This window comes from Alishewanella sp. WH16-1, assembly GCF_001441695.1.
GTDB lineage: Bacteria > Pseudomonadota > Gammaproteobacteria > Enterobacterales > Alteromonadaceae > Alishewanella > Alishewanella agri.
This window is the reverse complement of sequence record NZ_LCWL01000125.1, coordinates 27128-53079: the sequence shown is the minus strand read 5'-3', so window position 1 is coordinate 53079 and position 25952 is coordinate 27128. Positions and strand designations below refer to the sequence as shown.

The 25952-nt window shown below is 50.1% G+C and carries 25 protein-coding genes; 10 read left to right on the top strand and 15 right to left on the bottom strand.

Annotated features, from left to right (window positions below; all coding sequences use genetic code 11):
• Positions 1-3 precede the first annotated feature (3 nt).
• From atpF to mioC, 9 genes are all read right to left on the bottom strand, one after another.
• Positions 4-474 (bottom strand): F0F1 ATP synthase subunit B, encoded by a 471-nt coding sequence (gene atpF / locus AAY72_RS13675; RefSeq protein WP_057788233.1) that lies wholly within the window; start codon positions 472-474, stop codon positions 4-6.
• A gap of 51 nt (positions 475-525) precedes the next feature.
• Complete coding sequence (gene atpE, locus AAY72_RS13670) at positions 526-765, bottom strand: F0F1 ATP synthase subunit C (protein ID WP_057788264.1); 240 nt, start codon at positions 763-765, stop codon at positions 526-528.
• 64 nt (positions 766-829) lie between these two features.
• Positions 830-1696: a F0F1 ATP synthase subunit A gene (gene atpB, locus AAY72_RS13665; protein WP_057788231.1), complete on the bottom strand. Its 867-nt coding sequence runs from the start codon at positions 1694-1696 to the stop codon at positions 830-832.
• 15 nt (positions 1697-1711) lie between these two features.
• Positions 1712-2086 (bottom strand): ATP synthase subunit I, encoded by a 375-nt coding sequence (locus AAY72_RS13660; protein ID WP_057788229.1) that lies wholly within the window; start codon positions 2084-2086, stop codon positions 1712-1714.
• 132 nt (positions 2087-2218) lie between these two features.
• The gene (locus tag AAY72_RS13655; RefSeq protein ID WP_057788227.1) at positions 2219-3094 is read right to left on the bottom strand and encodes a ParB/RepB/Spo0J family partition protein; all 876 of its coding nucleotides are present in this window, start codon (positions 3092-3094) and stop codon (positions 2219-2221) included.
• 25 nt (positions 3095-3119) lie between these two features.
• Entirely contained in the window at positions 3120-3917 is a 798-nt protein-coding gene (locus tag AAY72_RS13650; protein ID WP_057788225.1) for a ParA family protein, read from the bottom strand.
• A gap of 28 nt (positions 3918-3945) precedes the next feature.
• Positions 3946-4575, bottom strand: coding sequence for a 16S rRNA (guanine(527)-N(7))-methyltransferase RsmG (gene rsmG / locus AAY72_RS13645; protein ID WP_057788223.1), 630 nt, complete (start codon positions 4573-4575; stop codon positions 3946-3948).
• Positions 4576-4591: 16 nt separating this feature from the next.
• Positions 4592-6481: a tRNA uridine-5-carboxymethylaminomethyl(34) synthesis enzyme MnmG gene (mnmG, locus tag AAY72_RS13640; protein ID WP_057788221.1), complete on the bottom strand. Its 1890-nt coding sequence runs from the start codon at positions 6479-6481 to the stop codon at positions 4592-4594.
• Between the two features lie 461 nt (positions 6482-6942).
• On the bottom strand, positions 6943-7395 hold the full coding sequence (gene mioC / locus AAY72_RS13635; protein ID WP_057788219.1) for an FMN-binding protein MioC: 453 nt from the start codon (positions 7393-7395) through the stop codon (positions 6943-6945).
• A 162-nt stretch (positions 7396-7557) separates the two neighbouring features.
• Here mioC and AAY72_RS13630 point away from each other — a divergent pair, with 162 nt between their 5' ends.
• The 4 genes from AAY72_RS13630 (at position 7558) to AAY72_RS13615 (ending at position 11753) form a co-directional block, all read left to right on the top strand.
• Positions 7558-9339 carry a DEAD/DEAH box helicase gene (locus tag AAY72_RS13630; protein ID WP_231728972.1) on the top strand — a complete coding sequence of 594 codons (1782 nt, stop codon included), beginning with the start codon at positions 7558-7560 and terminating at the stop codon, positions 9337-9339.
• A gap of 132 nt (positions 9340-9471) precedes the next feature.
• The gene (gene trxC / locus AAY72_RS13625; RefSeq protein ID WP_057788215.1) at positions 9472-9894 is read left to right on the top strand and encodes a thioredoxin TrxC; all 423 of its coding nucleotides are present in this window, start codon (positions 9472-9474) and stop codon (positions 9892-9894) included.
• Between the two features lie 98 nt (positions 9895-9992).
• On the top strand, positions 9993-10484 hold the full coding sequence (locus tag AAY72_RS13620; protein ID WP_057788213.1) for a YbhB/YbcL family Raf kinase inhibitor-like protein: 492 nt from the start codon (positions 9993-9995) through the stop codon (positions 10482-10484).
• 93 nt (positions 10485-10577) lie between these two features.
• The gene (locus AAY72_RS13615; protein ID WP_057788210.1) at positions 10578-11753 is read left to right on the top strand and encodes a YbfB/YjiJ family MFS transporter; all 1176 of its coding nucleotides are present in this window, start codon (positions 10578-10580) and stop codon (positions 11751-11753) included.
• 21 nt (positions 11754-11774) lie between these two features.
• Here the strand turns inward: AAY72_RS13615 and mnmE are convergent, their stop codons facing one another.
• The 5 genes from mnmE to rpmH form a co-directional block, all read right to left on the bottom strand.
• On the bottom strand, positions 11775-13136 hold the full coding sequence (gene mnmE, locus AAY72_RS13610; RefSeq protein WP_008985029.1) for a tRNA uridine-5-carboxymethylaminomethyl(34) synthesis GTPase MnmE: 1362 nt from the start codon (positions 13134-13136) through the stop codon (positions 11775-11777).
• 341 nt (positions 13137-13477) lie between these two features.
• A complete protein-coding gene (gene yidC, locus AAY72_RS13605) occupies positions 13478-15109 on the bottom strand; it encodes a membrane protein insertase YidC (protein ID WP_008985030.1) in 1632 nt (543 codons plus the stop codon).
• Between the two features lie 3 nt (positions 15110-15112).
• Positions 15113-15376, bottom strand: a complete 264-nt coding sequence (yidD, locus tag AAY72_RS16585; protein WP_008985031.1) for a membrane protein insertion efficiency factor YidD — start codon at positions 15374-15376, stop codon at positions 15113-15115.
• Positions 15331-15699, bottom strand: a complete 369-nt coding sequence (gene rnpA, locus AAY72_RS13600; RefSeq protein WP_008985032.1) for a ribonuclease P protein component — start codon at positions 15697-15699, stop codon at positions 15331-15333. Before rnpA ends, yidD begins: the two co-directional genes overlap by 46 nt.
• Positions 15700-15718: 19 nt before the next feature.
• Entirely contained in the window at positions 15719-15856 is a 138-nt protein-coding gene (rpmH, locus tag AAY72_RS13595) for a 50S ribosomal protein L34 (protein ID WP_008222343.1), read from the bottom strand.
• Positions 15857-16296: 440 nt separating this feature from the next.
• Here rpmH and dnaA point away from each other — a divergent pair, with 440 nt between their 5' ends.
• From dnaA to glyS, 6 genes are read left to right on the top strand one after another with little or no spacing between them, the layout of a single operon-like run.
• A complete protein-coding gene (dnaA, locus tag AAY72_RS13585; RefSeq protein ID WP_008985034.1) occupies positions 16297-17667 on the top strand; it encodes a chromosomal replication initiator protein DnaA in 1371 nt (456 codons plus the stop codon).
• A gap of 12 nt (positions 17668-17679) precedes the next feature.
• Positions 17680-18783 (top strand): DNA polymerase III subunit beta, encoded by a 1104-nt coding sequence (gene dnaN, locus AAY72_RS13580; RefSeq protein WP_057788206.1) that lies wholly within the window; start codon positions 17680-17682, stop codon positions 18781-18783.
• A gap of 12 nt (positions 18784-18795) precedes the next feature.
• Positions 18796-19896, top strand: coding sequence for a DNA replication/repair protein RecF (gene recF, locus AAY72_RS13575; protein ID WP_057788205.1), 1101 nt, complete (start codon positions 18796-18798; stop codon positions 19894-19896).
• A 2-nt stretch (positions 19897-19898) separates the two neighbouring features.
• A complete protein-coding gene (gene gyrB / locus AAY72_RS13570) occupies positions 19899-22316 on the top strand; it encodes a DNA topoisomerase (ATP-hydrolyzing) subunit B (RefSeq protein ID WP_057788203.1) in 2418 nt (805 codons plus the stop codon).
• Positions 22317-22375: 59 nt separating this feature from the next.
• Positions 22376-23302, top strand: a complete 927-nt coding sequence (gene glyQ / locus AAY72_RS13565; protein ID WP_008606182.1) for a glycine--tRNA ligase subunit alpha — start codon at positions 22376-22378, stop codon at positions 23300-23302.
• Positions 23302-25359 (top strand): glycine--tRNA ligase subunit beta, encoded by a 2058-nt coding sequence (gene glyS, locus AAY72_RS13560; RefSeq protein WP_057788200.1) that lies wholly within the window; start codon positions 23302-23304, stop codon positions 25357-25359. Before glyQ ends, glyS begins: the two co-directional genes overlap by 1 nt.
• A gap of 89 nt (positions 25360-25448) precedes the next feature.
• Here glyS and AAY72_RS13555 read toward each other — a convergent pair whose 3' ends face one another.
• Positions 25449-25790, bottom strand: coding sequence for a DUF3718 domain-containing protein (locus tag AAY72_RS13555; protein WP_008985040.1), 342 nt, complete (start codon positions 25788-25790; stop codon positions 25449-25451).
• Positions 25791-25952: the final 162 nt, after the last annotated feature.

The window sequence follows — 25952 nt, the reverse complement described above, 5'->3', positions numbered from 1 at the left end:
TCTTTACAGTTCTTGTACCAGTTTTTCCAGAATGTCTGCGTGAGCAGTTTCATCAATAGAACGTTGCAGGATCTTTTCTGCACCGGCTACCGCTAATGCAGCAACTTGTTTGCGTAAATCTTCACGTAAACGATTGCGTTCAGCTTCAACTTCAGCCTTTGCCTGAGCCAGGATGTGATCACGCTCAGCATTTGCCTTAGCAACTGCTTCGTCGATCATCTTAGCTTCACGCTTTTTCGCTTGCTCAATGATGGCGGCAGCTTGCGCTTTAGCATCTTTCAGCTGATCTTTAGCTTTGTCTTGCGCCAGTGCCAGATCTTTTTCAGCTCTGTCAGTGGCAGCCAGACCGTCGGCAATTTTCTTCTGGCGCGCTTCGATGGCATTCATCAAAGGTGGCCAGACAAACTTCATACAGAACAAGACGAAAACTGCAAAAGCAATCATCTGTCCGATAATAGTCAGAGTCAGATTCACGTCCGCTCCTCCTTAGTTAATTAGTTCTTGGTTTAAGAAAACGTCAGATAATTAACCAACGAACAGGATGTACATTGCGATACCAACAGCGATCATCGAGATAGCATCGATCAGACCTGCCAGGATGAACATTTTAACTTGCAGAGAAGGTGCCAGCTCTGGTTGACGGGCACATGATTCCAGGAACTTACCGCCCATGTTGGCGAAGCCCAGTGCAGTACCGATAGCACCAAAACCGATTAACAGGGCTACGGCGATCAGTTTTACCGCTTCTACCACTGCTTCTGGCATAGTTAAGATATTTTCCATTTTTTTACTCCGATAGTTAAAGTTAAGTTAAAGATAAAGGTAAAAATTAATGATTGTCTGCACTGGCCATGCTCAGGTAAACAATGGTCAGCATCATAAACACGAAGGCCTGCAGCACGATAACCAGAATATGGAATACCGCCCAGATAAAGTGCAGAGGCAACTGTAACAAGCCAATAATACCGATCAGGATAAAGATCATCTCACCGGCATAGAGGTTTCCGTACAAACGCAGTGCCAGCGAAAACGGCTTAGTAATCAGCGCCAGCACTTCCAATAACAGGTTGAACGGCACAAGCAGGGCTTGTACAAACACATTTTTGGTGTGGAACGGGTGCAGCGTCAGCTCTTTAATAAAGCCGATAACGCCTTTGATTTTAATTGAATACCCGATCATCAATACAAAGACACCCAGCGCCAGTGCGGCAGTGGTATTGATATCAGTGGTCGGTACGATCTTCATGTAAACATCATGCGAGTCCATACCAAAGAAGGTTGCGCCAATCCAACCGGCAAGCGCAGGCAGCACATCTACCGGTACCAGATCCATCAGGTTCATCAGGAATACCCAAACGAAAATGGTCAGTGCCAGTGGTGCAATCAGCTTGCTACGGCCATGGAAGGTGCTTTTGACGTTGCTTTCAACGAATTCGACCAGCATTTCTACGAAACACTGGAACTTGCCCGGCACAGCCAGCTCATTTTTAGTGGCTTTTACCGCGGCAGTGCGGAACAACCAAAGAAATAACACACCTAAGCCAATAGACCATGCTAAGGAGTCGATGTGTAATACCCAGAACCCAGCCTCACTACATGCTTTGTTAAATGCGACACTGCCATCGACAGTACACATTTTGGCATTTGTTAGGTGGTGCTGAATATGACTTGAAATGCTAGTTTCACCTGCAGCCATGTTTCATCCCAATTATCAATGTTTAAAGAAAATTGCTGTTGTCCATTGTGCCAATAACGTCAGAACAAAGCCGACCATCAGCGGGCCAGCGGCGATATCCTGTTGCATTACGACGACAAAAAGCACTATGGTCAAAATAATTTTCAGCGCATGACCGCGCATCATGGCGGCCTTCGCTTGCTCTGCCGTGCCCTGACCCAAGGTCCAGAAAGCAATCAAGGCAAAGACGAAATTCGGTACTGCGGCAATCAGGCCGCCTTTCAGGGCTGACTTGGCTGCCAGCTCGCCTGAGATCACAGCAAACACCAGGGCCGTTATTACCGCCACCACAACCTGAAAAGCGACTAATTTATAGGCTGAAATTCGAACCTGTCGCGGATTCGGTTGCATTACATCTCCGGTTTCATTTGCTGCCTGGGATCCGAGGCAAAAAACTGCGGCAAGTATACTGAACTGGCCTTGTTTTGCAACAAAAAGCGGCTACAACTATAGTCCTGTCGCTGATTTGTAAACAGAACGCCACTAGTCGTTTTGCTGGGCTTTCAGTTTCTGCAAAATGCCGTCCAGTTCATCCAGACTGTTATAGCTGATCAGTAAACTGCCTTTACCTTTCTTGTTGTAATCAATTTGTACCGGTGCCGCAAAATGTTCACTCAGTTTCAGCTCCAGCGCGGCAACATCCGGATCCTTTTCACGCGGCGTTTTCGCCGGTGCCGGCTCCAGAATGCGGCGCACCAGATTTTCGGTATCGCGCACTGTCAGCTGCTTTGCTGCCACCAATCTGGCAGCGTCAGACTGGGCATCACCGTCCAGTGCTAACAGCGCACGGGCATGCCCCATCTCGATATCGCCATGCTCCAGCAGTAGTTTCACATCGTCGTTTAACTGATTTAGCCGTAACAGATTACTCACTGCGGCGCGGGATTTACCGACCGCATCAGCGACTTGTTGGTGGGTTAATTCAAATTCGGTCAGTAAGCGCTGCAGCGCCACGGCTTCTTCCATGGCGTTCAGATCTTCACGCTGGATATTTTCAATCAGCGCTATGGCGACTGCGGCTTCATCCGGCACATCCTTGATCAAACAAGGCACCTCGGCCAGTTGCGCCAGCTGCGAAGCGCGCCAGCGGCGTTCACCGGCAATAATTTCATAGCGATTTTCAGCCAGGGGCCGCACCACGATCGGTTGAATCACACCCTGGGCTTTGATCGAACTGGCCAGATCTTCCAGTGCATCCTGCGACATATCTTTACGTGGCTGATATTTGCCGGGTTGTAAAAATTCAACCGGGATCTGCTGTAATTCAGAACGCTCTTTGGCTGTAGCGACCGGGGCAGGTTTACCTGCCGTTAATAACGCATCGAGTCCACGACCTAAACCACGTTTTTTCAAAGACATGCGATTCTATAATCCTTATATGCGATTACTGGGCGACGGCACCGGTAACCGGCTTTTTCTTTTCAGAGCGGCGCAAGATTTCACCGGCTAACGCCAGATAAGCTTTGGCTCCAGTGGAGCTTTTATCGTAATACATCACCGGGGCACCGAAACTTGGCGCCTCAGCTAAACGAACATTGCGTGGGATCACCGCGCGGTAGACTTTATCACCAAAATGCTGCTTTAACTGCTCGGAGACGTCATTCGCCAGCCGGTTGCGTGGATCGTACATAGTACGCAGAATACCCTCGATTTTTAGCTCGGGATTAACAACTGAAGCCAGTTTATTAATGGTATCAACCAAGGCGGTTAAGCCTTCCAGGGCAAAATATTCGCATTGCATCGGTACCAGCACACTGTCTGCCGCCGACATGGCATTGACCGTAAGCATGTTGAGCGACGGCGGGCAATCGATAAAAATAAAGTCGTAACTGTTCTTGTAAGCTTTCAGAGCATTGCGCAAACGCAGCTCGCGGGCAAATACGTCCATTAAACGGACTTCAGCCGCGGTCACATCAGAGTTCGCGCCCACCAGGTGGTAACCACCAGAGGTGTCTTTGACGACCACTTCAGCCAGCGGTTTTTCATCGACTAATAATTCATAAGCGGTGGCAGCAAGTTCATATTTGTCGACGCCACTGCCCATAGTCGCGTTGCCCTGTGGATCCAGATCGATTAACAGCACTTTGCGTTTGGTTGCAGCCATGGAGGCAGCCAGATTCACCGCCGTCGTAGTTTTACCTACTCCACCTTTCTGGTTTGCTATTGCGATGATTTTGCCCACGGTGTCCCTCGTGTTGATCAGACGTTACCTATTCGGATTTACTCAGCACCACCAGATGACGTTGCGCATCCAGCTGTGGTACCTGCAAATGATGGATGGCGTCTACTTTAACAAAATCCGGCAAAGCTGCAATTTCTTCTTGCACGGCAGCGCCTTTCATGGCGAAAAAGCGGCCATCAGCAGCAGGTAAGTGTTGGCACCAACTCAGCATATCATTCAGTGAGGCAAAGGCTCTGCTAATCACACCATCATAGCCCTGTGCTGGCTGATGTTCTTCAACCCGGCTTTGCAATGGCGTAATGTTTTGCAGCTTGAGCTGCATTTTTACCTGATTTAAAAAGCGGATCCGTTTGCCCAGACTATCAAGCAGGGTAAAATCTTTATCCGGATAATAAATGGCTAATAAAACGCCGGGTAAACCCGGCCCGGTGCCGACATCAATAAAACGCTGTCCGGTAAGGTAAGGTGCGACCACCAGGCTATCTAACACATGCTTAATCAGCATTTCTTGTGGATCGCGAATTGAAGTCAGATTATAAGCACTATTCCATTTATCCAATAACGCAACGTACTGTACACATTGCGCCAGTTGCGATTCTGATAACTGTAAATCTGTTTGCGCGACCAGCTTACGCAGGGTAGTTAACAACTCAGCCATAGATCCTTAATTCCGCTTAAGCGGTTTTACGCAGTAAACCCTGCTTCTTCAGATAAACCAGTAATAATGAAATCGCTGCCGGGGTAATACCCGAGATCCGTGATGCTTGGCCTACTGTTTCCGGCTGAGTTTGATTTAACTTGGTAACCACTTCATTTGACAGGCCTTTAACCTGACTATAATCAAACTTAGCCGGTAAGCGGGTTTCTTCGTTACGCTGTTGTTTGGCGATCTCATCCTGTTGCCGGTTGATATAACCTTCGTATTTGATCTGGATCTCAACCTGCTCTGCCGCTACCGGATCCGCTAGTACCGGGCCTAAGCTATCAATGGCCAGCAGCTGCTGATAAGTGACTTCCGGGCGACGGATCAGCTCTTCCAAACTGGCTTCGCGGGTCAATGGGGTTTTAAGCAGCGTATTAACTGCTGCCAGTGCCGAATGTTGTGGATGGACCCAGCTCTGGCGTAAACGTTGCCGTTCCAGTTCTATTTGTTCCATTTTCTGGTTAAAGGCTGCCCAGCGGATATCATCAACCAAGCCCAGTTCGCGGCCCTTGGCAGTTAAGCGGGCATCAGCATTATCTTCACGTAACATCAACCGGTACTCAGCACGGCTGGTAAACATGCGGTAAGGTTCTTTAGTGCCTAGTGTGGTCAGATCATCAACCAGTACACCAAGATAGGCTTGATCGCGGCTTGGCGACCAGCCATCCTGCTCTTTAGCGTAAAGCGCAGCGTTAAGTCCGGCTAATAAGCCCTGAGCACCTGCTTCTTCATAACCGGTTGTACCGTTGATCTGACCGGCAAAGAACAAGCCTTTAATAAATTTAGTTTCCAGCGTCGCTTTCAGATCGCGTGGATCAAAGAAATCATACTCAATGGCATAGCCTGGCCGGGTGATATAGGCGTTTTCCATACCTTTGATTGAACGCACGATCGACAGCTGCACATCAAAAGGCAAGCTGGTGGAAATACCGTTGGGATAAAGCTCGTGCGTGGTCAGGCCTTCTGGCTCGATAAAGATCTGATGTTTATCTTTATCAGCAAAACGCATGACCTTGTCTTCAATAGATGGGCAATAACGTGGCCCTATGCCTTCAATGACACCGGTATACATCGGTGAACGATCCAGATTGTCCCGGATCACCTGGTGTGTTTGTTCGTTGGTGTAGGTGATAAAACACGGGATCTGTGTCGGATGATCGCTTTGCTTGCCTAAAAATGAGAATACCGGAGTAGGGGTATCACCAGGCTGAGCTTGCATCACCGAAAAATCGACGGAGCGGGCATCAATGCGTGGTGGCGTGCCGGTTTTTAACCGATCAACCCGAAATGGCAGTTCCCGTAAACGTCTGGCCAAAGCGATAGAGGGTGGATCGCCGGCACGGCCACCGGCGAATTGCTCTAAACCTATATGGATCTGGCCACCAAGGAAGGTTCCTACTGTTAATACCACAGCTTTGGCTTTAAAGCGTAATCCCATCTGGGTAACGACGCCTGTTACCTGATCCTGTTCAACAATCAGATCGTCACAGGCCTGTTGAAAGATCTTCAGGTTTGGTTGATTTTCCAGTATTTGACGAATTGCGGCGCGGTATAACTGGCGATCGGCCTGGGCGCGGGTAGCTCTTACTGCCGGGCCTTTTGAACTGTTCAGGGTACGGAATTGGATCCCGCCTTTATCAGCAGCAATCGCCATAGCGCCACCTAAGGCATCAATCTCTTTTACCAGATGGCCTTTACCAATACCACCAATGGCCGGGTTACACGACATTTGACCCAGCGTTTCAATATTATGGGTCAGCAATAAAGTAGACAAACCGGTGCGTGCTGCAGCTAATGCGGCCTCAGTACCGGCATGGCCACCACCGACGACGATCACATCAAAAGTTTCCTGATACAGCATTGTTGCCTCGATCTGTTACCAATAAAAAACAGGGCAGATATTGTAGCTTGATCCGGTGGAGAGGGAAATGGCTAAAACCAGATCTGGATCCGCCTTAATATATATAGGATCTTTTTAGATCTTTTCTGTTATTACTCTTATTAAGCAAGGGTTTTCTGGTGGATAAGGCTATTTTCTTTCAAAGGATCATAAGCTTAAATAGGATCAGATCCTGTGATCAAGCTTGGATCTAACCTGATCTAACAGGTGGGTAAGATCCTGTTTTATCCACAGTTGATGGGTTTAATAAACTTATAAATTGGATAAATACAGCTTATACCTTGGTAAAATGCTAAGTTATCAACATTGCGTTAAGTTAAGATCATTAACTGTGGGTAAAGTGAGGATAAGAGGATCATAAGATCGGCAACGCCAGTATTTGACTGCCTTTGCCGGATCCATTGCTTGGCACTTGATCAGGCTTAATCCTGGCGGATGCTGGATAAACTGTTGATAAGTTGTGGTAACCAGGCGAGCGCCTGATCTTCTGGTAATTCTGGATCCTGAGCATCGATATTTAGCCCGGGTAATAAGCAGCGAGCGCCTTTTGCAGCCAGTAAAGCGGCGATTTTCGCCCCTGCCAGACAAAAAGTATCGTAACTGGAATCACCTAAAGTGATCACTGCATAAGAAAGTGTGGTAAGATCGCACTGATCTTGTGCTAATTGATCCGCAAAGGGTTGAATATTATCAGGCAGATCTCCTGCGCCATAGGTGGATGTAATCACTAACCAGATAGCATGCTGGTTTAGCTGATTGAGTTCGGGTTTCAGATGCGTTGTAACGTCATAGCCCGCTTGTACCAGTGTTTCAGCAACTTGTTCTGCCACATATTCCGCTGCGCCCATTTGGCTGCCGACGAGGATTTCGATCATTTGTGCCTCTTGCCAGTGAAATGATTGGCTATACTACTGGAATAAAATTGAATAACGCTAGCGCTGTTTATTCGATTTCGCGTTTTTACTGCATTGCAGGCATAGTAGAAACGACAATTGCACGACCACTGAGCCTGCGTGTTATTGAGGTTAAAACAAAGTATGTCTGACTCTATGTCATTTTCCCAGCTAATGCTGCCGGAGCCCCTGGTACGTGCTGTCACCGAACTTGGATATGAAACCGCATCGCCAATTCAGGCGGCTGCCATCCCCAAATTATTAGCTGGCGAGGATGTCCTTGGCCAGGCGCAAACCGGTACCGGTAAAACCGCCGCCTTTGCCCTGCCATTATTAGCCCGGTTAGATCCGGCGCAGAATGATCCACAAATTCTGGTACTGGCGCCAACCCGCGAGCTGGCGATCCAGGTCGCCGAAGCCTTTCAGGCTTATGCCCGTTATATGCCTGCTTTTCATGTGTTGCCGTTATACGGTGGCCAGAGCTATACCAATCAGTTAAAATCGCTGAAACGCGGTTCACAAGTTATTGTCGGTACACCGGGCCGGATCCTGGATCACCTGGATCGCGGCACCCTGAAGCTGGATAAGCTCCGTGCCATCGTGCTGGATGAAGCCGATGAGATGTTGCGGATGGGCTTTATCGATGATGTGCAAACCATTATGGATGCGACGCCTGCCGGTCGTCAGGTGGCGATGTTCTCTGCGACAATGCCAGCCCCGATCCGTGCTATTGCTCAGAAGCATCTAACCAATGCCGAAGAAATTAAGATCGCCTCGAAAACCAGCACAGTGGAGCGCATTGAACAACGCTTTGTGATGCTGGATGCCAACCAAAAACTGGATGCGTTAACCCGGGTACTGGAAGGCGAAGAGTATGATGCCAGTATCGTCTTTGTGCGTACCAAAAGTGCTACCGAAGAAATTGCTGAGAAACTGGGTGCCCGCGGTTATGCGGTAGCCTGTTTAAATGGTGATATGAATCAGGCTCACCGTGAGCAAACCATCCGTCGTATGAAAGCCGGCCAGCTGGATATTATTGTCGCCACTGACGTTGCTGCCCGTGGCCTGGATGTGGAACGCATCAGCTTGGTAGTGAACTACGATATTCCTTATGACAGCGAAGCCTATGTACACCGTATCGGCCGTACTGGTCGTGCCGGCCGTGAAGGTAAGGCGATTTTGTTTGTATCGCCGCGTGAGCGCCGGTTACTGCGTACTATTGAATATGCGACCAAACAACCAATCGAGCAAATGAGCCTGCCAACCGGTCAGGTGATTGAGCAAAAACGGATTGAGAGCTTCCGTGCCCAACTGGCGCAAACCATTGAAACCCAGAATCTGAGTTTCTTTGTCGATTTAATTAACGACTGGCGCGACAAGCTGGAAACCACTGATGCTGATATGGCTGCCGCACTGTTATATCTGGCACAGAAAGATCAGCCGTTAAATGTGGCTAAACAGTTCCCGGAATTACGTCAGCCACATGCCCGTGCTGAACGCAATGATCGTGGCGGTGAGCGCCGTGATCGTCCGGAGCGTAGCTTTGGCGACCGTCCGGCCGGTGATCGGCCAGAGCGCGGTCCGCGTCAGCGTCGCGAGCTGCAAGGTGATTACAATACTTACCGCATTGAAGTAGGTAAAGAGCACGGTGTGCGCGCCGGCGATATCGTGGGTGCTATCGCCAACGAAGCCAATATTGATAGCCAGTTTATCGGTAATATCAAATTGTTTGACCATTTCAGTACTGTTGAGCTGCCGGCGAATATCCCGAATGAGATTTTCCAGCATCTGAAAAAGGTGTATGTGCGTAAGCAAAAACTGAATATTACCGTCGATACCGGTGCTGCACCGGCTGGTGAACGGCGTTCCGGCCCAGGCCCGCGTCCGGGTGCCGCGCCACGGGCTCCACGCAAACCGCGTGAATAATCCCTTTGCAATAACTTAATTGCTTAAGCCCCGCGTGCCGGGGCTTTTTTCTGCGTGTTGCAGGTTATCGCGTCTTTAAATTTGTGTCCGATCACCTTATATCTGCACTATCACCTGTTGCGGAGACTGCCGATGATTATTGCCTGCCCCCACTGCCATGCGTTAAACCGCTTACCTGCCGATCGCCCGCTGCAGGATGGCCGTTGTGGTAAATGTAAACACGCCTTGTTCAGCGGCCAGCCGCTGGAATTGACGGCAGCGAATTTTGCTGCCCATGCAGAAAAGTCTGAGCTGCCGTTGGTGCTGGATTTCTGGGCCAGCTGGTGTGGCCCGTGCCGCAGTTTTGCGCCGGTATTTGCTGCCGCCGCCGCAGAGTTGGAGCCCCGCTTTCGTTTCGCTAAGGTCGATACTGAGCAACAGCAAAGTCTGGCGGCGCGCTTTGCTATTCGTTCGATCCCGACCATTATGCTGATCCACCAGGGTAAGGTGCTGGCACAGCAAGCCGGATCTTTACCTAAGGCGCAATTCTATCAATGGCTACAGCGTTATAGTTGAAAGTAAGCGGCCACTTACTACCGGTGTTGGCTCTATCACTTGATCTGCGTCTTGTCGCGGCGTAAGGTAAGGCCAGCCTCTAAACCTGGGAGAGAATAATGAGTAACACCCGTTTTAGTCTGAGTAGTCCGGATCTGCAAGAAGGCCATTTTATGGCAAAAGATCAGGAATTTGATGGTTTTGGTTGTAACGGCGCTAATATTTCGCCGGCATTGAACTGGCAGAATGCACCTGCAGGTACCAGGAGTTTTGCGGTAACGGTGTTTGATCCGGATGCGCCGACCTGTTCGGGTTTTTGGCATTGGCTAGTTAGCGATATTCCAGCGGCCGCTACCGGTTTGCCGCGTGGGGCCGGTAAAGGCAGCTTACCGCCGGGTAGCCGTAGCTTTACCAATGATTATGGTAGTAAAGATTTTGGTGGCGCCTGCCCACCGGAAGGTCATGGTATGCACCGTTATCAGTTTACGGTCTGGGCCTTACCGGAAGAAACTTTACCCGCTCCGGATGGCGCCAGTGCCGCGGTCGTCGGCTTTATGCTAAATGCGATGGCATTGGCTAAAGCGACGCTTACTGCAACTTATGCCCGTTAATTCATTACTAGACTAAGACTATCGGCGCATAGCCACTATGGGGCTGATCGCCTAAGCTAAGGTCCTGTTGCTCAGGATCTTAGCGATTAAACTTTGCTTCCATTACGCCTGAAAGTTCTGCTGGCCGGCTTTTTCAGTCAGTTACTCTGTCTCGGAGTGGCACGCTTTGCTTATACCCCCTTACTGCCACTGATGCAGCAACAAAGTATGCTGGATGACGCCAGTGGCGGTTATCTGGCCGCGGTAAATTACCTTGGTTATATGAGCGGTGCCTTACTGGCGGCCAGCCTGAACTCACTGACACTAAAAGACCGCCTGTATCGCTTTGGTTTGCTGTTAGCGATTATCAGCACCATGGGTATGGCGCTGACCGAAAATATCTGGCTCTGGGCATTCTGGCGCTATCTGGCCGGGCTTAGCAGTGCCGGCTCGATGCTGATTGCCTCCGGGTTGATCCTGCACTGGTTATTGCAGCATAAGCTAAGAGCCGAGCTTGGGGTTCATTTTGCCGGGCTGGGGCTGGGCATCGCCCTCGCTGCGCTGGCGGTTGAGCTGATGCTCAGGCTGGATTTTGACTGGTGGCAGCAGTGGTATTTATTAGCCTTACTCGGTGTTGCGCTGGCTATACCGGCCTGGCGCTGGTTACCGCCGCCGGTTTTAACCAGTACCAGCCAGCAACAGACTGCTATGCAGCCTGAGCCGGGCAGTCGTTTTATCCGACTAATGTTATTCAGTTACTTTGGTGCCGGCTACGGCTATGTCGTCACTGCAACCTTTATTGTTACTATCGTTGAACGACTGCCGGGACTCACAGGCAGCGGCAATCTGGCTTTTGTGCTGTTGGGCTTGGCGGCGGCGCCAGCGGTATTAGTGTGGGATTTACTGGCCAGAGGTCTCGGTTTTCTGAATGCAATTATTCTGGCGCTGCTATTACAAACCCTTGCTATCGCTTTACCGCTGACCGTGCCCGGACTTTGGCCCGTACTATTTAGTGCTGCGCTGTTTGGTGCGACCTTTATTGGGGTCGTCAGCTTAGTACTGACTATGGCCGGGCGTTTATACCCGACCAAGCCCGCGCGGTTAATGGGAAAATTAACGCTGGCTTATGGCTTAGCCCAGGTGATTGCACCGGCCATCACCGGCGTTCTGGCCAAAGCCACGGGTTCCTATCAACCTGGTTTGCTGCTGGCGGCCGGCTTTGTTGCGCTGGCCGCACTTTTACTTTACTGGTTAAAACGCACCGATCAGACCTTAGCGCAACTGCAGTAGTGGCTTAATGCTTTTACTGCGCTATTTCCCGATGCAGAAACTGGAAAATATCCGCCCCAGTAAATCATCTGAACTAAATTCGCCGGTAATTTCATTCAGGTGCTGTTGGCTTAGTCGCAGCTCTTCGGCCAGAATTTCGCCGGCAATAAAGCTATGCAGTTGCTCCTGGCCTATTGCCAGATGCTCAGCGGCGCGGTCCAGCGCATCTAAATGGCGACGGCGGGCCAGAAAGCTGCCTTCGGTACTGGCATCAAAGCCAATACAACGTTTCAGGTGTTCACGCAGCGCATCGATACCGGCACCGGTTTTCGCGGATAGCGGATAGACAGGCACGGCGGCCAGTTCGTCCGGTTGCAGACTTTCGCCGGTCAGATCGGCCTTGTTGCGGATCACGGTAATGCCTAAGCCTGGCGGCAGGCGATCGATAAACTCCGGCCAGATAGCATGGGGATCGGTATCAGCAGTGGTGGTGCTGTCGACCATAAACAGCACCCGATCCGCCTTGGCGATTTCCTGCCAGGCGCGGGCAATGCCGATTTGCTCTACCTGATCCTCGGTATCACGTAAGCCGGCGGTATCGATAATATGCAGCGGCATACCGTCGATATGAATATGTTCGCGCAGTACATCGCGGGTGGTACCGGCAATCTCGGTCACTATAGCGGCTTCGCGGCCGGCGAGGGCATTTAGTAAGCTGGATTTACCGGCATTGGGTCGCCCGGCGATCACTACCTTCATCCCTTCGCGCAGAATACTGCCCTGGGTGGCTTGCTTTCTGACCTGTGCCAAATCGTCGATAATCTCGGCCAGATCGGCGGCAACCTTGCCGTCAGACAAGAAATCGATTTCTTCATCCGGGAAGTCAATGGCGGCTTCGACATACATCCGCAAGTGAATCACTTTTTCGACCAGCTGATGAATGCGCTTGGAAAACTCACCCTGCAACGATTGCATGGCGCTGCGTGCAGCCTGCTCGCTGCTGGCATCAATCAGATCAGCTATGGCTTCGGCTTGTGCCAAATCCAGTTTGTCATTTAAAAAGGCGCGCTCAGAAAATTCACCCGGGCGGGCGATCCGCACATTTGGCGTCTGCAACACCTGGCGCAGTAACATATCCAGCAGTACCGGACCACCATGGCCCTGCAGCTCCAGCACATCCTCACCGGTAAAGGAATTCGGGCCGGGGAAGTACAGGGCGATGCCCTGGTCCAGTACCTGATCTGTTGCGAAAAACGGCAGATATTCGGCATAGCGCGGTTTAGGCAGGCGTTTTAGGATTGCAGCGGCCACGGTTTTACAGTCCGGGCCGGAGATCCGGATAATGCCAACACCGGCCCGTCCGGGGGCGGTGGCGACTGCGGCAATGGTATCGGTACTAAACATCTTGACCTCGGTTAAACAAAAAAGCCTGTCAGACATAGCAGGGCGTGTTGACGTTTTCTGCTTAGATTTTGTTCGCACTGGCGGCGCTTTGATCGCGAAACGAGGAGCGCAGTTTAGTCATTCTAAATAAGTGACGAGTGCCAAAGAGCAAAGTGTCGCCAGTGCGAACCTTTCGGGCAGCGTTTGGCTGGCGTTTCTACTGCGTTATCGCTTGTTCATGTAGAATAACTACACATCACAAGCTTTGCCTTGTATAAACACCAGCCAAACGGCTGCAAAAACAAGCAGCAAACGTCAACACGCCCTAAAGGCTCTGGAGTTACGTTTGCTGTGGGAGCAGATTAGGCTTTACGGGTATGTATGCCTTTCTTTTCCATACCTTTGTAGATATACAGCATCTGAGCCAGCGAAATCAGGTTACTGACTAACCAGTACAGTACCAGACCACTCGGGAACCAGAAGAAGAAGATTGAGAATACCACTGGCATCCACATCATCAGCTTCTGTTGCAGGGGGTCTGTTACCTGCATTGGCGTCAGTTTTTGCATCATAAACATACTGATACCAAAGAGAACCGGCAACACATACAGTGGATCTTTGGCTGATAAATCCGTGATCCATAACATGAATGGGGCATGTCGCAGCTCGACACTCTCGACAAATACCCAGTATAACGCCAGGAAAATCGGCATCTGGATCAGCATCGGTAAACAGCCACCCATCGGGTTAACTTTTTCTTTGCGGTACAGCTCCATCATCGCCGGGCCCATTTTCTGGCGGTCATCTTTGTAGCGAGACTGAATTTCTTCAATCTTTGGCTTCAGATTGCGCATCTTAGCCATAGATTCATATTGGATCTTGGTCAGTGGATACATTAAGCCTTTTACGATCAGGGTGATGATAATAATGGCGACACCCCAGTTGCCAACAAAGCCCTGGATAAAGGTCAGTAACCAGAACAGTGGTTGTGAAATAAACCACAGGAAACCGTAATCGACAGTCAAATCCAGACCATTCGCCAATTGTGCCAGGTTATCCTGATCTTTCGGGCCGGCATAGAACACCGCATTAATTGTTGCAGTCTGACCCGGATCGATATCCAGTGGATTACTCAGCGCACCGATCACACCTTTATTACCGCCGTGGATGCGACTATATAACTGGTGTGTGCTAGCCTGATCAGGTACCCAAGCCGATACGAAGTAGTGTTCCAGCATGGCGACCCAACCGCCGGTTGTGGTAACTGTCAGGTTGTTTTTCTGCATATCGCTGAAGTCGTACTTTTTATAGCGCTCTTCAGCACTACCAAAAGCGGCACCGCGATAAATGGGCATAAACATACTGCTACTTTCGCCATTATCGATATTTTGCAGTAGGTGTTGATAGGCCTGAACTGTTTTAACTTCGGCACTGTTATTCAGTATTTGATATTCTACCCGGACATCATATTTACCCGCGGTAAAAATAAAACGCTTTTCGATTTGCAGACCGTTGTGCTCTAAACGTAGTGGTACAGTCAGGGTATCGCCGTTCAGACGGTACTCACTGGCTTCACTCTGGTATAGTGGCCGGCCGTTACGGTCAGGGCCATCGCGGGCGATTAAACCGGATTGCGCGACATACTCAAAAGCACCAATTTGCCGCATCAGCACATAAGGGTCCTGACTGTCTTTAGTCAGCGCATACTGTGGTAATTTCAGGCTGACGATATCGCCACCGCGTGGGTCAATTTCCAGTTCCAGCACATCAGTGCTGACTTTGATCCGCCGGGCAACGGCTTCGGTTGGCGTGGTGGCTTGCGGTGTTTCCGGGCTATCCATAATCAGGGACGCGGAACTGTTATCGTTGCTGACTTGTTGTTGAGTAACAGGTGCAACTACCGGCTTAGGGCCATAATCTTTTTGCCATTCCTGCCAGAGGAAAAAACTGACGATTGCCAGGGCAATTATTAGAAAACTGCGTTGTGAATCCATGTGTTAGCTTTTCTCATTATGCTTTTCAGGAACGGGATCTTCACCGCCCGGGTGAAGCGGATGGCATTTTAATATGCGTCTACCGGCTAACCAAGCCCCTTTCACAGCACCAAAGCGTTGAATCGCCTCTATCGCATAATGCGAACAGGTGGGGTGAAAACGACAGCGAGGCCCCAGCAACGGGCTAATCAGTAATTGATAACCACGCACTACGCCCAGCATTAACCAGATAACAAAGCGGTGTACTGGCGAGCGATCTTTTGCCATAGCCGTTCCAGTTGTTTCAGTAATTCATCATTCGGGGTATTGCTGATATCACCCTTTACCATGAGTACCAGATCAACAGCAGGAAGCTGGTGCTGATGTAAACGAAAGCTATTTCGCACACAACGTTTGATACGATTACGCTGTACGGCTAATTTAACACGTTTTTTGGCGATAGTAAGGCCAATTCTTGGCTGGGTTAACTGATTTGGCTTAACAAGGATGGTAAACAGGGGGGAAGCAACCCGAAACGGGTTCTGGAAAACATTATCAAACTGACTGGGAGTCAGTAGTCTTAACTCCCGGCCGAATTTGTAGCTGACCACGCAGCGTTTAACCGCCAGCTTAGGCAGTTAAACGTTTGCGGCCTTTAGCACGACGACGTGCTAACACCTGACGACCATTTTTAGTGGCCATACGGGCACGGAAACCGTGGTTGCGCTTGCGTTTTAACACGCTTGGTTGAAAGGTTCTTTTACTCATAACTTCATCCGTCCGGTCGAAATATTTACTAAGGGTACCTGTGTTTTAGCAAATACACCAAAACGCAGCTGACAAAAATGAGCGCGAATTTTAAGTAGTTCGGCTACTAAAGTCAATGCGATCCTACAGGAAAAGTGCGATCAATACTGTTGTGATCCGGCTTTTTAGAAAGTTTTCCACAGGTAGGGTAGTTAAAACAGAATAAATTGTGAGTTATTTGCTTTTCTACGCATAAATACTAAGGTCTGCTGTGATCTATTCTTAAATAGAATAAGCAGTAAATATGCAATAAATACAATAGTATAAATATCTTTTTGGCTGAATGCCGAGTTTTTTAAAAAGTCAATCTTGCAGTTGTGGATAAGATAGTATGATAATGCCGGTCTGGCGTTTTGCACCAGCCTTAATCATTACTTATAACTCAGGCTTCAGGAGAGACGGTGTACCAGTCCGTTTGGCAAAATTGTCTGCAGGCATTGCAGGCCGAACTACCCGCACAACACTTTAGCATGTGGATCCGCCCGCTGCAGGCTGATAGTTCAGCTGATGCGCTAACTTTGTACGCGCCTAATCGCTTCGTGCTGGATTGGGTGCGTGAAAAATATTTAAACCGGATCCTCGAGCTGATCCGGGATTATTGCGGCGACAATGCACCACGCTTACGCTTTGATGTTGGCAGCAGCACTCAGACGGCCAGAGTGAGTATGCCGAGCCAGATGCCAGCCAAAGCTGCACCTGAAGCCCCTGCTGCCGAACCGGAAATACCAGAACCTGCCCCAAAAAGCATAGTGCGCTCTAATGTTCGTACCAACTATACCTTTTCTAACTTCGTTGAAGGTAAGTCGAATCAGCTGGCGCGGGCCGCAGCATCGCAGGTGGCTGATAATCCGGGTACTGCCTATAACCCGCTGTTTATTTATGGCGGTACTGGTCTGGGTAAAACCCACTTATTACATGCGGTAGGTAACGGTATTCTGGCGAAAAAGCCTGATGCCAAGGTGATCTATATGCATTCTGAGCGCTTCGTGCAGGATATGGTGAAAGCGCTGCAGAATAATGCTATCGAAGAATTTAAGCGTTACTATCGCTCGGTTGATGCCTTGCTGATTGACGATATCCAGTTTTTTGCCAATAAAGAGCGCTCGCAGGAAGAATTCTTTCATACCTTTAATGCCCTGTTAGAAGGTAATCAGCAGATCATTTTAACCAGCGATCGTTATCCAAAAGAGATCGACGGAGTGGAAGATCGGCTGAAATCCCGTTTTGGCTGGGGTTTGACGATTGCGATCGAGCCGCCAGAGCTGGAAACCCGGGTCGCGATCCTGATGCGTAAAGCGCAGGAAAACCAGATCCGCTTGCCGGAAGAAGTGGCGTTCTTTGTTGCGAAACGGCTTCGTTCCAATGTTAGGGAATTAGAAGGTGCCTTAAACCGGGTGATTGCCAATGCCAACTTTACCGGCCGGCCCATTACCATTGATTTTGTGCGCGAAGCGCTGCGTGATTTACTGGCGTTACAGGACAAGCTGGTCACCATTGAAAATATTCAGAAAACGGTAGCCGAGTATTATAAAATCCGGGTGGCGGATCTATTATCCAAGCGCCGTTCGCGTTCGGTGGCCCGGCCGCGGCAAATGGCGATGGCGCTGGCGAAAGAGCTGACTAACCATAGCTTACCGGAAATTGGCGATGCCTTTGGTGGCCGTGACCATACTACGGTATTACATGCTTGCCGCAAAATTGAGTCTTTGAAAGAAGAAACTCATGAAATTAAAGAAGATTTCCAAAATTTAATTCGTACTTTGTCCTCTTAACAGGGTGTTGTTATGCAATTTCTGATCAACCGTGACGCTTTACTTAAACCATTGCAAATGGTCTCTGGTGCCATTGAGCGGCGGCACAACCTGCCGATCTTATCCAATGTGCTGCTGGACGTTACGGCTGATACTTTGTCGCTGACCGGTACCGATCTGGAAGTCGAGCTGGTGGCCAGCACCGAGCAGCTGCAGATCCAAAGTCCGGGCCGGATTACCGTGCCGGCAAAAAAGCTGCTGGATATTTGTCGCAGCTTGCCGGAGCAAAGTGATATTCAGATCGCGGTACAAGGCGAGAATTGCGTACTGACCAGCGGTAAAAGTAAGTTTACCCTGTCGACCCTTAGTGCTGCTGAGTACCCGAATTTAGAGAGCTGGCAAGGAGAGGTTGAGATTAACCTCAGCCGGCAGCAATTGCGTAAGTTATTAGAAGACACCGCGTTCTCGATGGCGAATCAGGACGTACGCTACTATTTAAATGGCTTGTTGTTTGAAGTCGACAACGGCACCCTGACCGCAGTGGCAACCGATGGTCACCGGCTGGCGATGAGCACGCTGGCGTTACCTGCTGTTAGCGGGCAACAGAAGCAAATTATTATCCCACGCAAAGGTGTGTTGGAGATTATGCGCTTGCTGGCCAATGACGAGCAGCAAGTCAGCCTCAGTTTAGGGCAGAATCATATCCGTTTAACCGACAGCAGCTTTAGTTTTAGTAGCAAACTTATTGATGGCCGTTTCCCGGACTACCGCCGCGTCTTGCCACGTAACAGCACTAAGCTGGTGACAGCGCATCGCGCGGTGTTAAAAGATGCCTGTATCCGGGCGTCCATTTTATCGAATGAAAAGTATCGTGGCGTGCGTTTTACGCTCAGCAATCACGAAGTCCAGATCGTTGCCAATAACCCTGAGCACGAGCAAGCGGAAGAAGTGATTGAAGTTGAGTATCAGGGCGACACCCTCGAGATAGGCTTTAACGTCGGTTATTTGCTGGATGTATTAAATACTCTGGCGACCGATTTGGTGATCTTGCATCTGAACGATGCGAATTCCAGCGCCCTGATCGAAGGGGTCGGCAACAATGGCGCGGCCTATGTTGTGATGCCGATGCGTCTCTGATTTTATTCCGTTATGTCGCTGCTATTGCTGCAGGCGCAACAATTTCGCAATTTTGCGGAACTCAGTTTGCAGCCACATCCACAATTTAACCTGTTGGTTGGTGAAAACGGCAGCGGTAAAACCAGCTTGCTGGAAGCGATTTATTATCTGGCACATGGCCGCTCGTTTCGCACCAGCAGGCATCAACGGTTAATTCAGCATGATGAGCCGGCCTTTGTGTTGCATGCCAAAGTCAGCAGTGCGGAGCAAGTACATAGTATTGGTATTCAACGAGAGCGGACTGCTGATTTACAGCTGCGTTTAAATGGCTCTGCCCAGTGTCGTCTGGCGGATATTGCTGAGCTGTTGCCGGTGCAGTTATTAACGCCGGACAGCTTTAAGTTGTTTTTTGGCGGACCCAAGGAGCGGCGGCAGTTTTTTGATATGGGTGTGTTCCACGTGGAACAACATTTTTTTGCTGTCTGGCTGCAGTTTAGCCGGGTACTTAAACAACGTAACGCGCTGCTAAAGCAAAGTCGGCAGTATAACCAGCAATTTGAATACTGGGATGCGCAGTTTGTGCAACTGGCTTGGCAACTTCAGGCGTTACGGCAACACTATATTAGCTTGTTGCAAAATGCTTTTGCGGCACTAACCGATCAGGATAGCTTGCTGTCGACAGTCAGCTTACAGCTTTACGCCGGCTGGCCGGAGAAGCTGCAGACGAGTGCCGAATTTCAGGAGTTGTTAGGTCAAAGTTTTCAGCAAGATTTGCGGCTGGGCTTTACCCAATATGGGCCGCAAAAAGCCGATCTTCGACTGCGTAGCGCCGGCCATTCAGTTGAAGAAGTATTATCCCGCGGCCAGCTAAAAGTGTTATTATTTGCGCTTAAAGTTGCCCAAAATAACCTGATCGCAGGGAGTGGGCTAAAGCAGCCGATACTATTGATTGATGATCTGGCGTCGGAACTCGACCCCAGTTCAACAAAAAAGATTTTTGATTTTTTAACTAATATTAATTCACAGGTTTTTATAACTGCAATTAATGCTGACCAGGTAACACCCTTTATTGCTGCCGATTGCCGGCAAGTGTTTCACGTGGAACATGGTCAGATAACCAGCACGGACAGATAACGATGGCCGAAGAGCATAACTACGATTCCTCCAGTATTAAAGTATTAAAAGGTCTGGACGCCGTCCGGAAAAGACCAGGGATGTACATCGGTGATACCGACGATGGTACCGGTTTACATCATATGGTATTCGAGGTAGTGGATAACTCTATCGACGAAGCCCTGGCAGGCTACTGCACCGATATCTGGGTGACCATCCACAGTGATAACTCGGTATCGGTACGTGATAATGGTCGCGGTATTCCAACCGATATGCATGAAGAAGGCGTGTCTGCGGCCGAAGTTATTATGACGGTACTGCATGCCGGCGGTAAGTTTGATGACAACTCCTATAAGGTGTCTGGCGGCTTACACGGTGTCGGTGTTTCGGTCGTTAACGCCCTGTCGGATGTGTTGGAATTGACTATCCGCCGTAAAGGGCAGGTACACAGCCAGATCTATCATCTGGGTGTACCGCAAGCACCATTAGCCGTAATTGGCGAAACAGAAGGCAGTGGCACGGCAATTCGGTTCTGGCCCAGCCCGACCATCTTTTCTGATATCAATTTCCACTATGACATTCTGGCGAAACGGCTACGGGAGCTGTCATTCCTGAATTCTGGTGTCAGCATTATTCTGACCGACGAGCGCACAGATAAGACGGATCACTTTAAGTACGACGGCGGTATTGAAGCCTTTGTGCAGTACTTAAACCGCAGCAAGACCAGTATTCACCCTAAGGCGTTCTATTTTACTGATCAGCGTGAGGACGGTATTGCGGTTGAAGTGGCGATGCAGTGGAACGATAGCTATCAGGAAAATGTATTCTGTTTTACTAACAATATTCCACAGCGTGACGGTGGTACTCACTTAGCCGGTTTCCGCGGTGCCTTGACGCGGGTATTGAATACCTATATCGATCAGGAAGGCTACGCTAAGAAAATGAAGGTACAGGCCTCGGGCGACGATGCCCGCGAAGGCTTAACCGCAGTAATTAGCGTTAAGGTGCCGGATCCAAAATTCAGCTCACAAACTAAAGATAAACTGGTATCCAGCGAAGTGCGCTCGGCAGTAGAAAGCGTGATGGCGGAAAAGCTGAACGAATATCTGCTGGAAAACCCGGGTGATGCCAAGATTATCGTGGGAAAAATAGTGGATGCGGCCCGTGCCCGTGAAGCGGCCCGTAAAGCCCGTGAAATGACACGTCGTAAAGGCGCGCTGGATATTGCTGGCTTACCCGGCAAACTGGCCGACTGTCAGGAAAAAGACCCAGCCTTATCTGAACTCTATATCGTCGAGGGTGACTCTGCGGGTGGTTCTGCCAAGCAGGGCCGTAACCGGAAAAACCAGGCCATCCTGCCACTGAAAGGTAAGATCCTGAACGTGGAAAAGGCGCGCTTCGACAAGATGCTATCGTCGCAGGAAGTCGGCACCTTGATTACGGCCTTAGGCTGTGGCATTGGCCGCGAAGAATATAACCCGGATAAAACCCGTTATCACAGTATCGTACTGATGACCGACGCCGACGTCGACGGTTCACACATCCGTACCCTGTTACTGACCTTCTTCTATCGCCAAATGCCCGAACTGATTGAGCGTGGCTATATCTATATTGCGCAGCCACCACTGTATAAAGTTAAAAAAGGCAAGCAAGAGCAATATATCAAAGACGAACCGGCGCTGGTGCAGTATCTGACCACGCTGGCACTGGATGAAGCGTCATTACATGTGAACGAGAATGCGCCGGGGATCAGTGGCGAAGCGCTGGAGAAACTGGTGCAGCAGTATCATAAGGTGATGGCGGTCATCGATCGCTTAAGCCGCAAGATCCCGGTTAACCTGTTAACCGAGCTGATCTACGTTACCGGTTTAACTGCCGAACTGATGAAAGACCAAACCGCCGTTGAAGCCTGGGTAAAAACTCTGGCCAAGCGTCTGGATGATAAAGAAGGTGACGGTTCAATTTACAAGTACGCTGTGATTGAAGATCGTGAGCGCCATTTATTCCAGCCGAAGGTGATTATCCGTCAGCATGGTATCGATAACGAATACCTGCTGCATCACGACTTTATTAGCTCACGGGATTACCTGAGTCTGGTTGCACTGGGTGATGAAATTCGTGACCTGATTGAAGAGGGTGGCTATATCCGCCGTGGTGAAAAGGTGAAGCCGGTTGAAACCTTTAAAGACGCCCTGGATTGGTTAATGACCGAGTCCAAGCGCGGTCTCTACATTCAACGCTATAAAGGGCTGGGTGAAATGAACCCGGAACAACTGTGGGAAACGACCATGGATCCGCAAAACCGCCGCATGTTGCAGGTAACCATTGAAGATGCCATTGGCGCCGATCAATTGTTTGCCACCCTGATGGGGGATCATGTTGAACCAAGGCGCGCCTTTATCGAAGAGAATGCGCTGTACGTCGCTAACCTCGACGTCTGATAAAAATTAAACGGGGGCAGCTTTGCCCCCTTAGTCATTTAAAGTGAGTCTGTTGCGTCATGCATAAGTACGATATTAAAACCTTTCAGGGGCTAATTTTAGCCCTGCAGGATTACTGGGCACGCCAGGGCTGCGTTATCGTGCAGCCGCTGGATTTAGAAGTTGGCGCCGGTACTTTCCATCCGATGACCTTTTTACGTTCTCTGGGGCCAGAGCCGACTAACGTCGCTTACGTGCAGCCATGTCGCCGGCCAACTGATGGCCGTTATGGCGAGAATCCAAACCGGCTGCAGCATTACTACCAGTTTCAGGTGATCTTAAAGCCGTCACCAGACAATATTCAGGAGCTGTATCTGGGCTCGCTGCGCGAACTGGGGATCGATACCCTGGTACACGATATCCGCTTTGTGGAAGATAACTGGGAATCACCGACATTGGGTGCCTGGGGCCTGGGTTGGGAAGTGTGGTTAAATGGCATGGAAGTAACGCAGTTTACCTACTTCCAGCAAGTAGGTGGCCTGGAGTGCCGTCCGGTAACCGGCGAAATTACCTATGGCTTAGAGCGCCTGGCGATGTATATCCAAGGTGTGGATTCGATCTATGATCTGGTATGGACCGACGGCCCCTTGGGGCGGGTAACCTATGGCGATGTGTTCCATCAGAATGAGGTCGAGCAGTCGACCTACAATTTCGAACATGCCGATGTAGCCGCCTTGTTTGCCTACTTCGACCAGTGCGAAAAGGAAAGCCAGTATCTGATTGAACAAGGCCTGGCGTTGCCGGCCTATGAAAAAGTAATGAAAGCGTCGCACGCCTTTAACCTGTTGGATGCCCGTCATGCCATCTCGGTAACTGAGCGTCAGCGCTATATTTTGCGGGTTCGCACCCTGGCCAAGGCCTGTGCGCAGGCTTACTATGATGCCCGCGAAAAACTGGGTTTCCCGCTTTGCAAGAATCAGAGCGCCAAGCAGTCGGAGGCGAACTAATGCGTTCACAAGATTTTCTGGTTGAAATTGGTACCGAAGAATTACCACCAAAATCGCTTACCACTTTGGCACAAGCCTTTGCCGATAATCTGCAAGCCGAATTAGCCAAGCTGGAACTCAGCCATGCTGAAATTAGCTGGTATGCGGCTCCACGCCGCTTAGCAGTGCGGGTTAATCAGTTAGCCGCAGCCCAGGCCGATAAAGTGGTAGAAAAGCGCGGGCCTGCACTCAGTGCGGCCTTTGATGCCAATGGCAATCCGACTAAGGCTGCCGAGGGTTGGGCCGCTGGCTGTGGCATTACGGTGGCGCAGGCTGAGCGTTTAGAAACCGATAAGGGCGCCTGGCTATTATGCCGGCAACAGCAACAAGGGCAGGCGACGGTCAGCTTGCTGCCGGAGATGGTCGGCACAGCCTTAGCCAAACTACCTATTGCCAAGCCGATGCGCTGGGGTAGCTCAGATGCCGAATTTATCCGGCCGGTACATACCATTATTATGCTGTATGGCGAGCAGGTAGTGCCTGCTACTATTCTTGGCCGGCAGAGTGGCAACCAGACCTATGGCCATCGTTTTCATGCGCCGGCGCTGGTTAGTATCAAAGATGCTGATGCCTATCTGCCGACGCTGGAACAAGCCTTTGTAGTGGCTGATTTCGCTAAGCGCAAAGCCTATATCGCGGAGCAGGTACAAGCGACCGCTCAGCAGTTACAAGCACAGCCGCAATGGGATGACGCTCTGCTGGAAGAAGTCACGGCGCTGGTCGAATGGCCGGTAATACTGGTAGGTAGCTTTGAAGAAAGCTTCCTGCAGGTGCCGGCTGAGCCGCTGATCTCGACGATGAAGGATAATCAGAAGTACTTCCCGCTGCGGGATAGTCAGGGCAAGTTACTGAACAAGTTTATCTTTGTGGCCAATATCAGCAGCAAGGATCCACAGCAAATTATCTCTGGTAATGAGAAGGTGGTACGGCCGCGCTTATCAGATGCGCAGTTCTTCTTTAATACAGACCGCAAGGTCAAACTCGCTGAGCGGTTAGACAGTTTAAAGACGGTACTGTTTCAGCAGCAGCTGGGCACGTTGTTTGAAAAATCGGAACGCATCAGCCAGGTAGCCGGCTTTATTGCCGCAAAAATTGGTGCCGATCAGGCCGCCGCTGCCCGTGCCGGCTTATTATCGAAAACCGATCTGATGACCAATATGGTCGGCGAATTCCCGGAAGTGCAAGGTATTATGGGTATGCACTATGCCCGGCTGGATGGCGAAGCCGAAGCAGTAGCCTTGGCGCTAAATGAGCAATATATGCCACGTTTTGCCGGTGACCAGTTACCCAGCCGTCTGGAAGGGGCGGCGGTGGCTATCGCGGATAAGCTGGACTCACTGGTCGGTATTTTCGGCATTGGCCAGATCCCGAAAGGTGACAAGGACCCGTTTGCGCTGCGTCGCGCCGCCATCGGTGCCTTACGCATTATGGTGGAACAACAGCTACCCTTGGATTTAACCGACCTGATTGCCGTTAGTCAGCAAAGCTTTGGCAGCAAGCTGACCAACCCGCAGGTAGCCAGTGACGTATTGGACTTTATGCTGGGCCGCTTCCGCGCCTGGTATCAGGACGAAGGCTATAGCGTCGATTTGATTCAGGCGGTACTGGCGCGCCGGCCAACTAATCCGGCAGACTTTGATCGCCGGGTTAAGGCTGTAGCCGAGTTCCGGCAGTTAGAAGCCGCAACAGCTTTAGCTGCAGCCAATAAGCGGGTGGCAAATATTCTGGTCAAGGTTGAAGGTGAAATTGCCAATACGGTTAATCCGGCGCTGCTGCAGGAAGCGGCAGAACAGGCACTGTATCAGGCCTTGACCGCGGAGCAGGCATATCAGGCTGGGGTTAGCGATTATAGCCAGGGTTTAACCCATCTGGCCGCAATGCGTGAGGTTATCGATGCCTTCTTTGAGCAGGTGATGGTAAACGCCGAGGACGCCGCAGTACGGGCTAACCGTCAGGCGTTATTAAAACAGTTGCGTGAACTGTTTTTACAAGTAGCAGACATCTCACTGTTACAATAAAACGAGAAAATATGGCCGGCTCGACAGCCGGCCATTTCGTGCAAAGCGATAGTCCCACCTTTGGCTAATACAGTCAGTCTGCATAATACTTAGTTAGCTGGCGCAGTAATATCACTGATAATAACTTTGCGTTCTGGCAGTCTTTCATAAGGCTGCAGCATACTTACTACTCTGTTCGCATTATGATTACGGGCAAAAGTCAGTAACTGCTGTTTATTACACATTACTTTATCAACCGCACTTTGTTTGCTGATCCGATATTCGCGCAGCGTCCTGAACAATTTCCCTGGTTGGTCATTCTTGGTATGAGTACAGACCTCAACCAACGCAGTATGTACGTAACTACCTTCATCAATTAGGTTGTTCGCGGTAACAGGTGCAACAAGCAGAGCGGAAGCCAGAACTGCAGTTAGCGTAAGATAACGTTTCATAATATCAATCCTTTTGACGGTATTGGCATGATTGCCACACACAGTGTAGAAGTGTTCGTGGTTATTACACGCAGACTTGGGATGAAGGGGTTGCAGCTGTGGCTTTGGGCTTAAACCAGTAAAAGCCACTTTGAAATGATAAAACCCTGTTCAATGCTAAGT

Bases quoted from the DNA above. Each gene is read 5' to 3' on its own strand.
- mioC (WP_057788219.1), bottom strand. From the start codon at position 7,395: ATGATCGAAATCCTCGTCGGCAGCCAAATGGGCGCAGCGGAATATGTG.
- AAY72_RS13660 (WP_057788229.1), bottom strand. From the start codon at position 2,086: ATGCAACCGAATCCGCGACAGGTTCGAATTTCAGCCTATAAATTAGTC.
- AAY72_RS13630 (WP_231728972.1), top strand. From the start codon at position 7,558: ATGTCTGACTCTATGTCATTTTCCCAGCTAATGCTGCCGGAGCCCCTG.
- glyQ (WP_008606182.1), top strand. From the start codon at position 22,376: ATGCATAAGTACGATATTAAAACCTTTCAGGGGCTAATTTTAGCCCTG.
- AAY72_RS13620 (WP_057788213.1), top strand. From the start codon at position 9,993: ATGAGTAACACCCGTTTTAGTCTGAGTAGTCCGGATCTGCAAGAAGGC.
- trxC (WP_057788215.1), top strand. From the start codon at position 9,472: ATGATTATTGCCTGCCCCCACTGCCATGCGTTAAACCGCTTACCTGCC.
- AAY72_RS13555 (WP_008985040.1), bottom strand. From the start codon at position 25,790: ATGAAACGTTATCTTACGCTAACTGCAGTTCTGGCTTCCGCTCTGCTT.
- rsmG (WP_057788223.1), bottom strand. From the start codon at position 4,575: ATGGCTGAGTTGTTAACTACCCTGCGTAAGCTGGTCGCGCAAACAGAT.
- gyrB (WP_057788203.1), top strand. From the start codon at position 19,899: ATGGCCGAAGAGCATAACTACGATTCCTCCAGTATTAAAGTATTAAAA.
- mnmG (WP_057788221.1), bottom strand. From the start codon at position 6,481: ATGCTGTATCAGGAAACTTTTGATGTGATCGTCGTCGGTGGTGGCCAT.
- yidC (WP_008985030.1), bottom strand. From the start codon at position 15,109: ATGGATTCACAACGCAGTTTTCTAATAATTGCCCTGGCAATCGTCAGT.
- AAY72_RS13655 (WP_057788227.1), bottom strand. From the start codon at position 3,094: ATGTCTTTGAAAAAACGTGGTTTAGGTCGTGGACTCGATGCGTTATTA.
- dnaN (WP_057788206.1), top strand. From the start codon at position 17,680: ATGCAATTTCTGATCAACCGTGACGCTTTACTTAAACCATTGCAAATG.
- glyS (WP_057788200.1), top strand. From the start codon at position 23,302: ATGCGTTCACAAGATTTTCTGGTTGAAATTGGTACCGAAGAATTACCA.
- mnmE (WP_008985029.1), bottom strand. From the start codon at position 13,136: ATGTTTAGTACCGATACCATTGCCGCAGTCGCCACCGCCCCCGGACGG.
- atpB (WP_057788231.1), bottom strand. From the start codon at position 1,696: ATGGCTGCAGGTGAAACTAGCATTTCAAGTCATATTCAGCACCACCTA.
- recF (WP_057788205.1), top strand. From the start codon at position 18,796: ATGTCGCTGCTATTGCTGCAGGCGCAACAATTTCGCAATTTTGCGGAA.
- rpmH (WP_008222343.1), bottom strand. From the start codon at position 15,856: ATGAGTAAAAGAACCTTTCAACCAAGCGTGTTAAAACGCAAGCGCAAC.
- atpE (WP_057788264.1), bottom strand. From the start codon at position 765: ATGCCAGAAGCAGTGGTAGAAGCGGTAAAACTGATCGCCGTAGCCCTG.
- yidD (WP_008985031.1), bottom strand. From the start codon at position 15,376: ATGGCAAAAGATCGCTCGCCAGTACACCGCTTTGTTATCTGGTTAATG.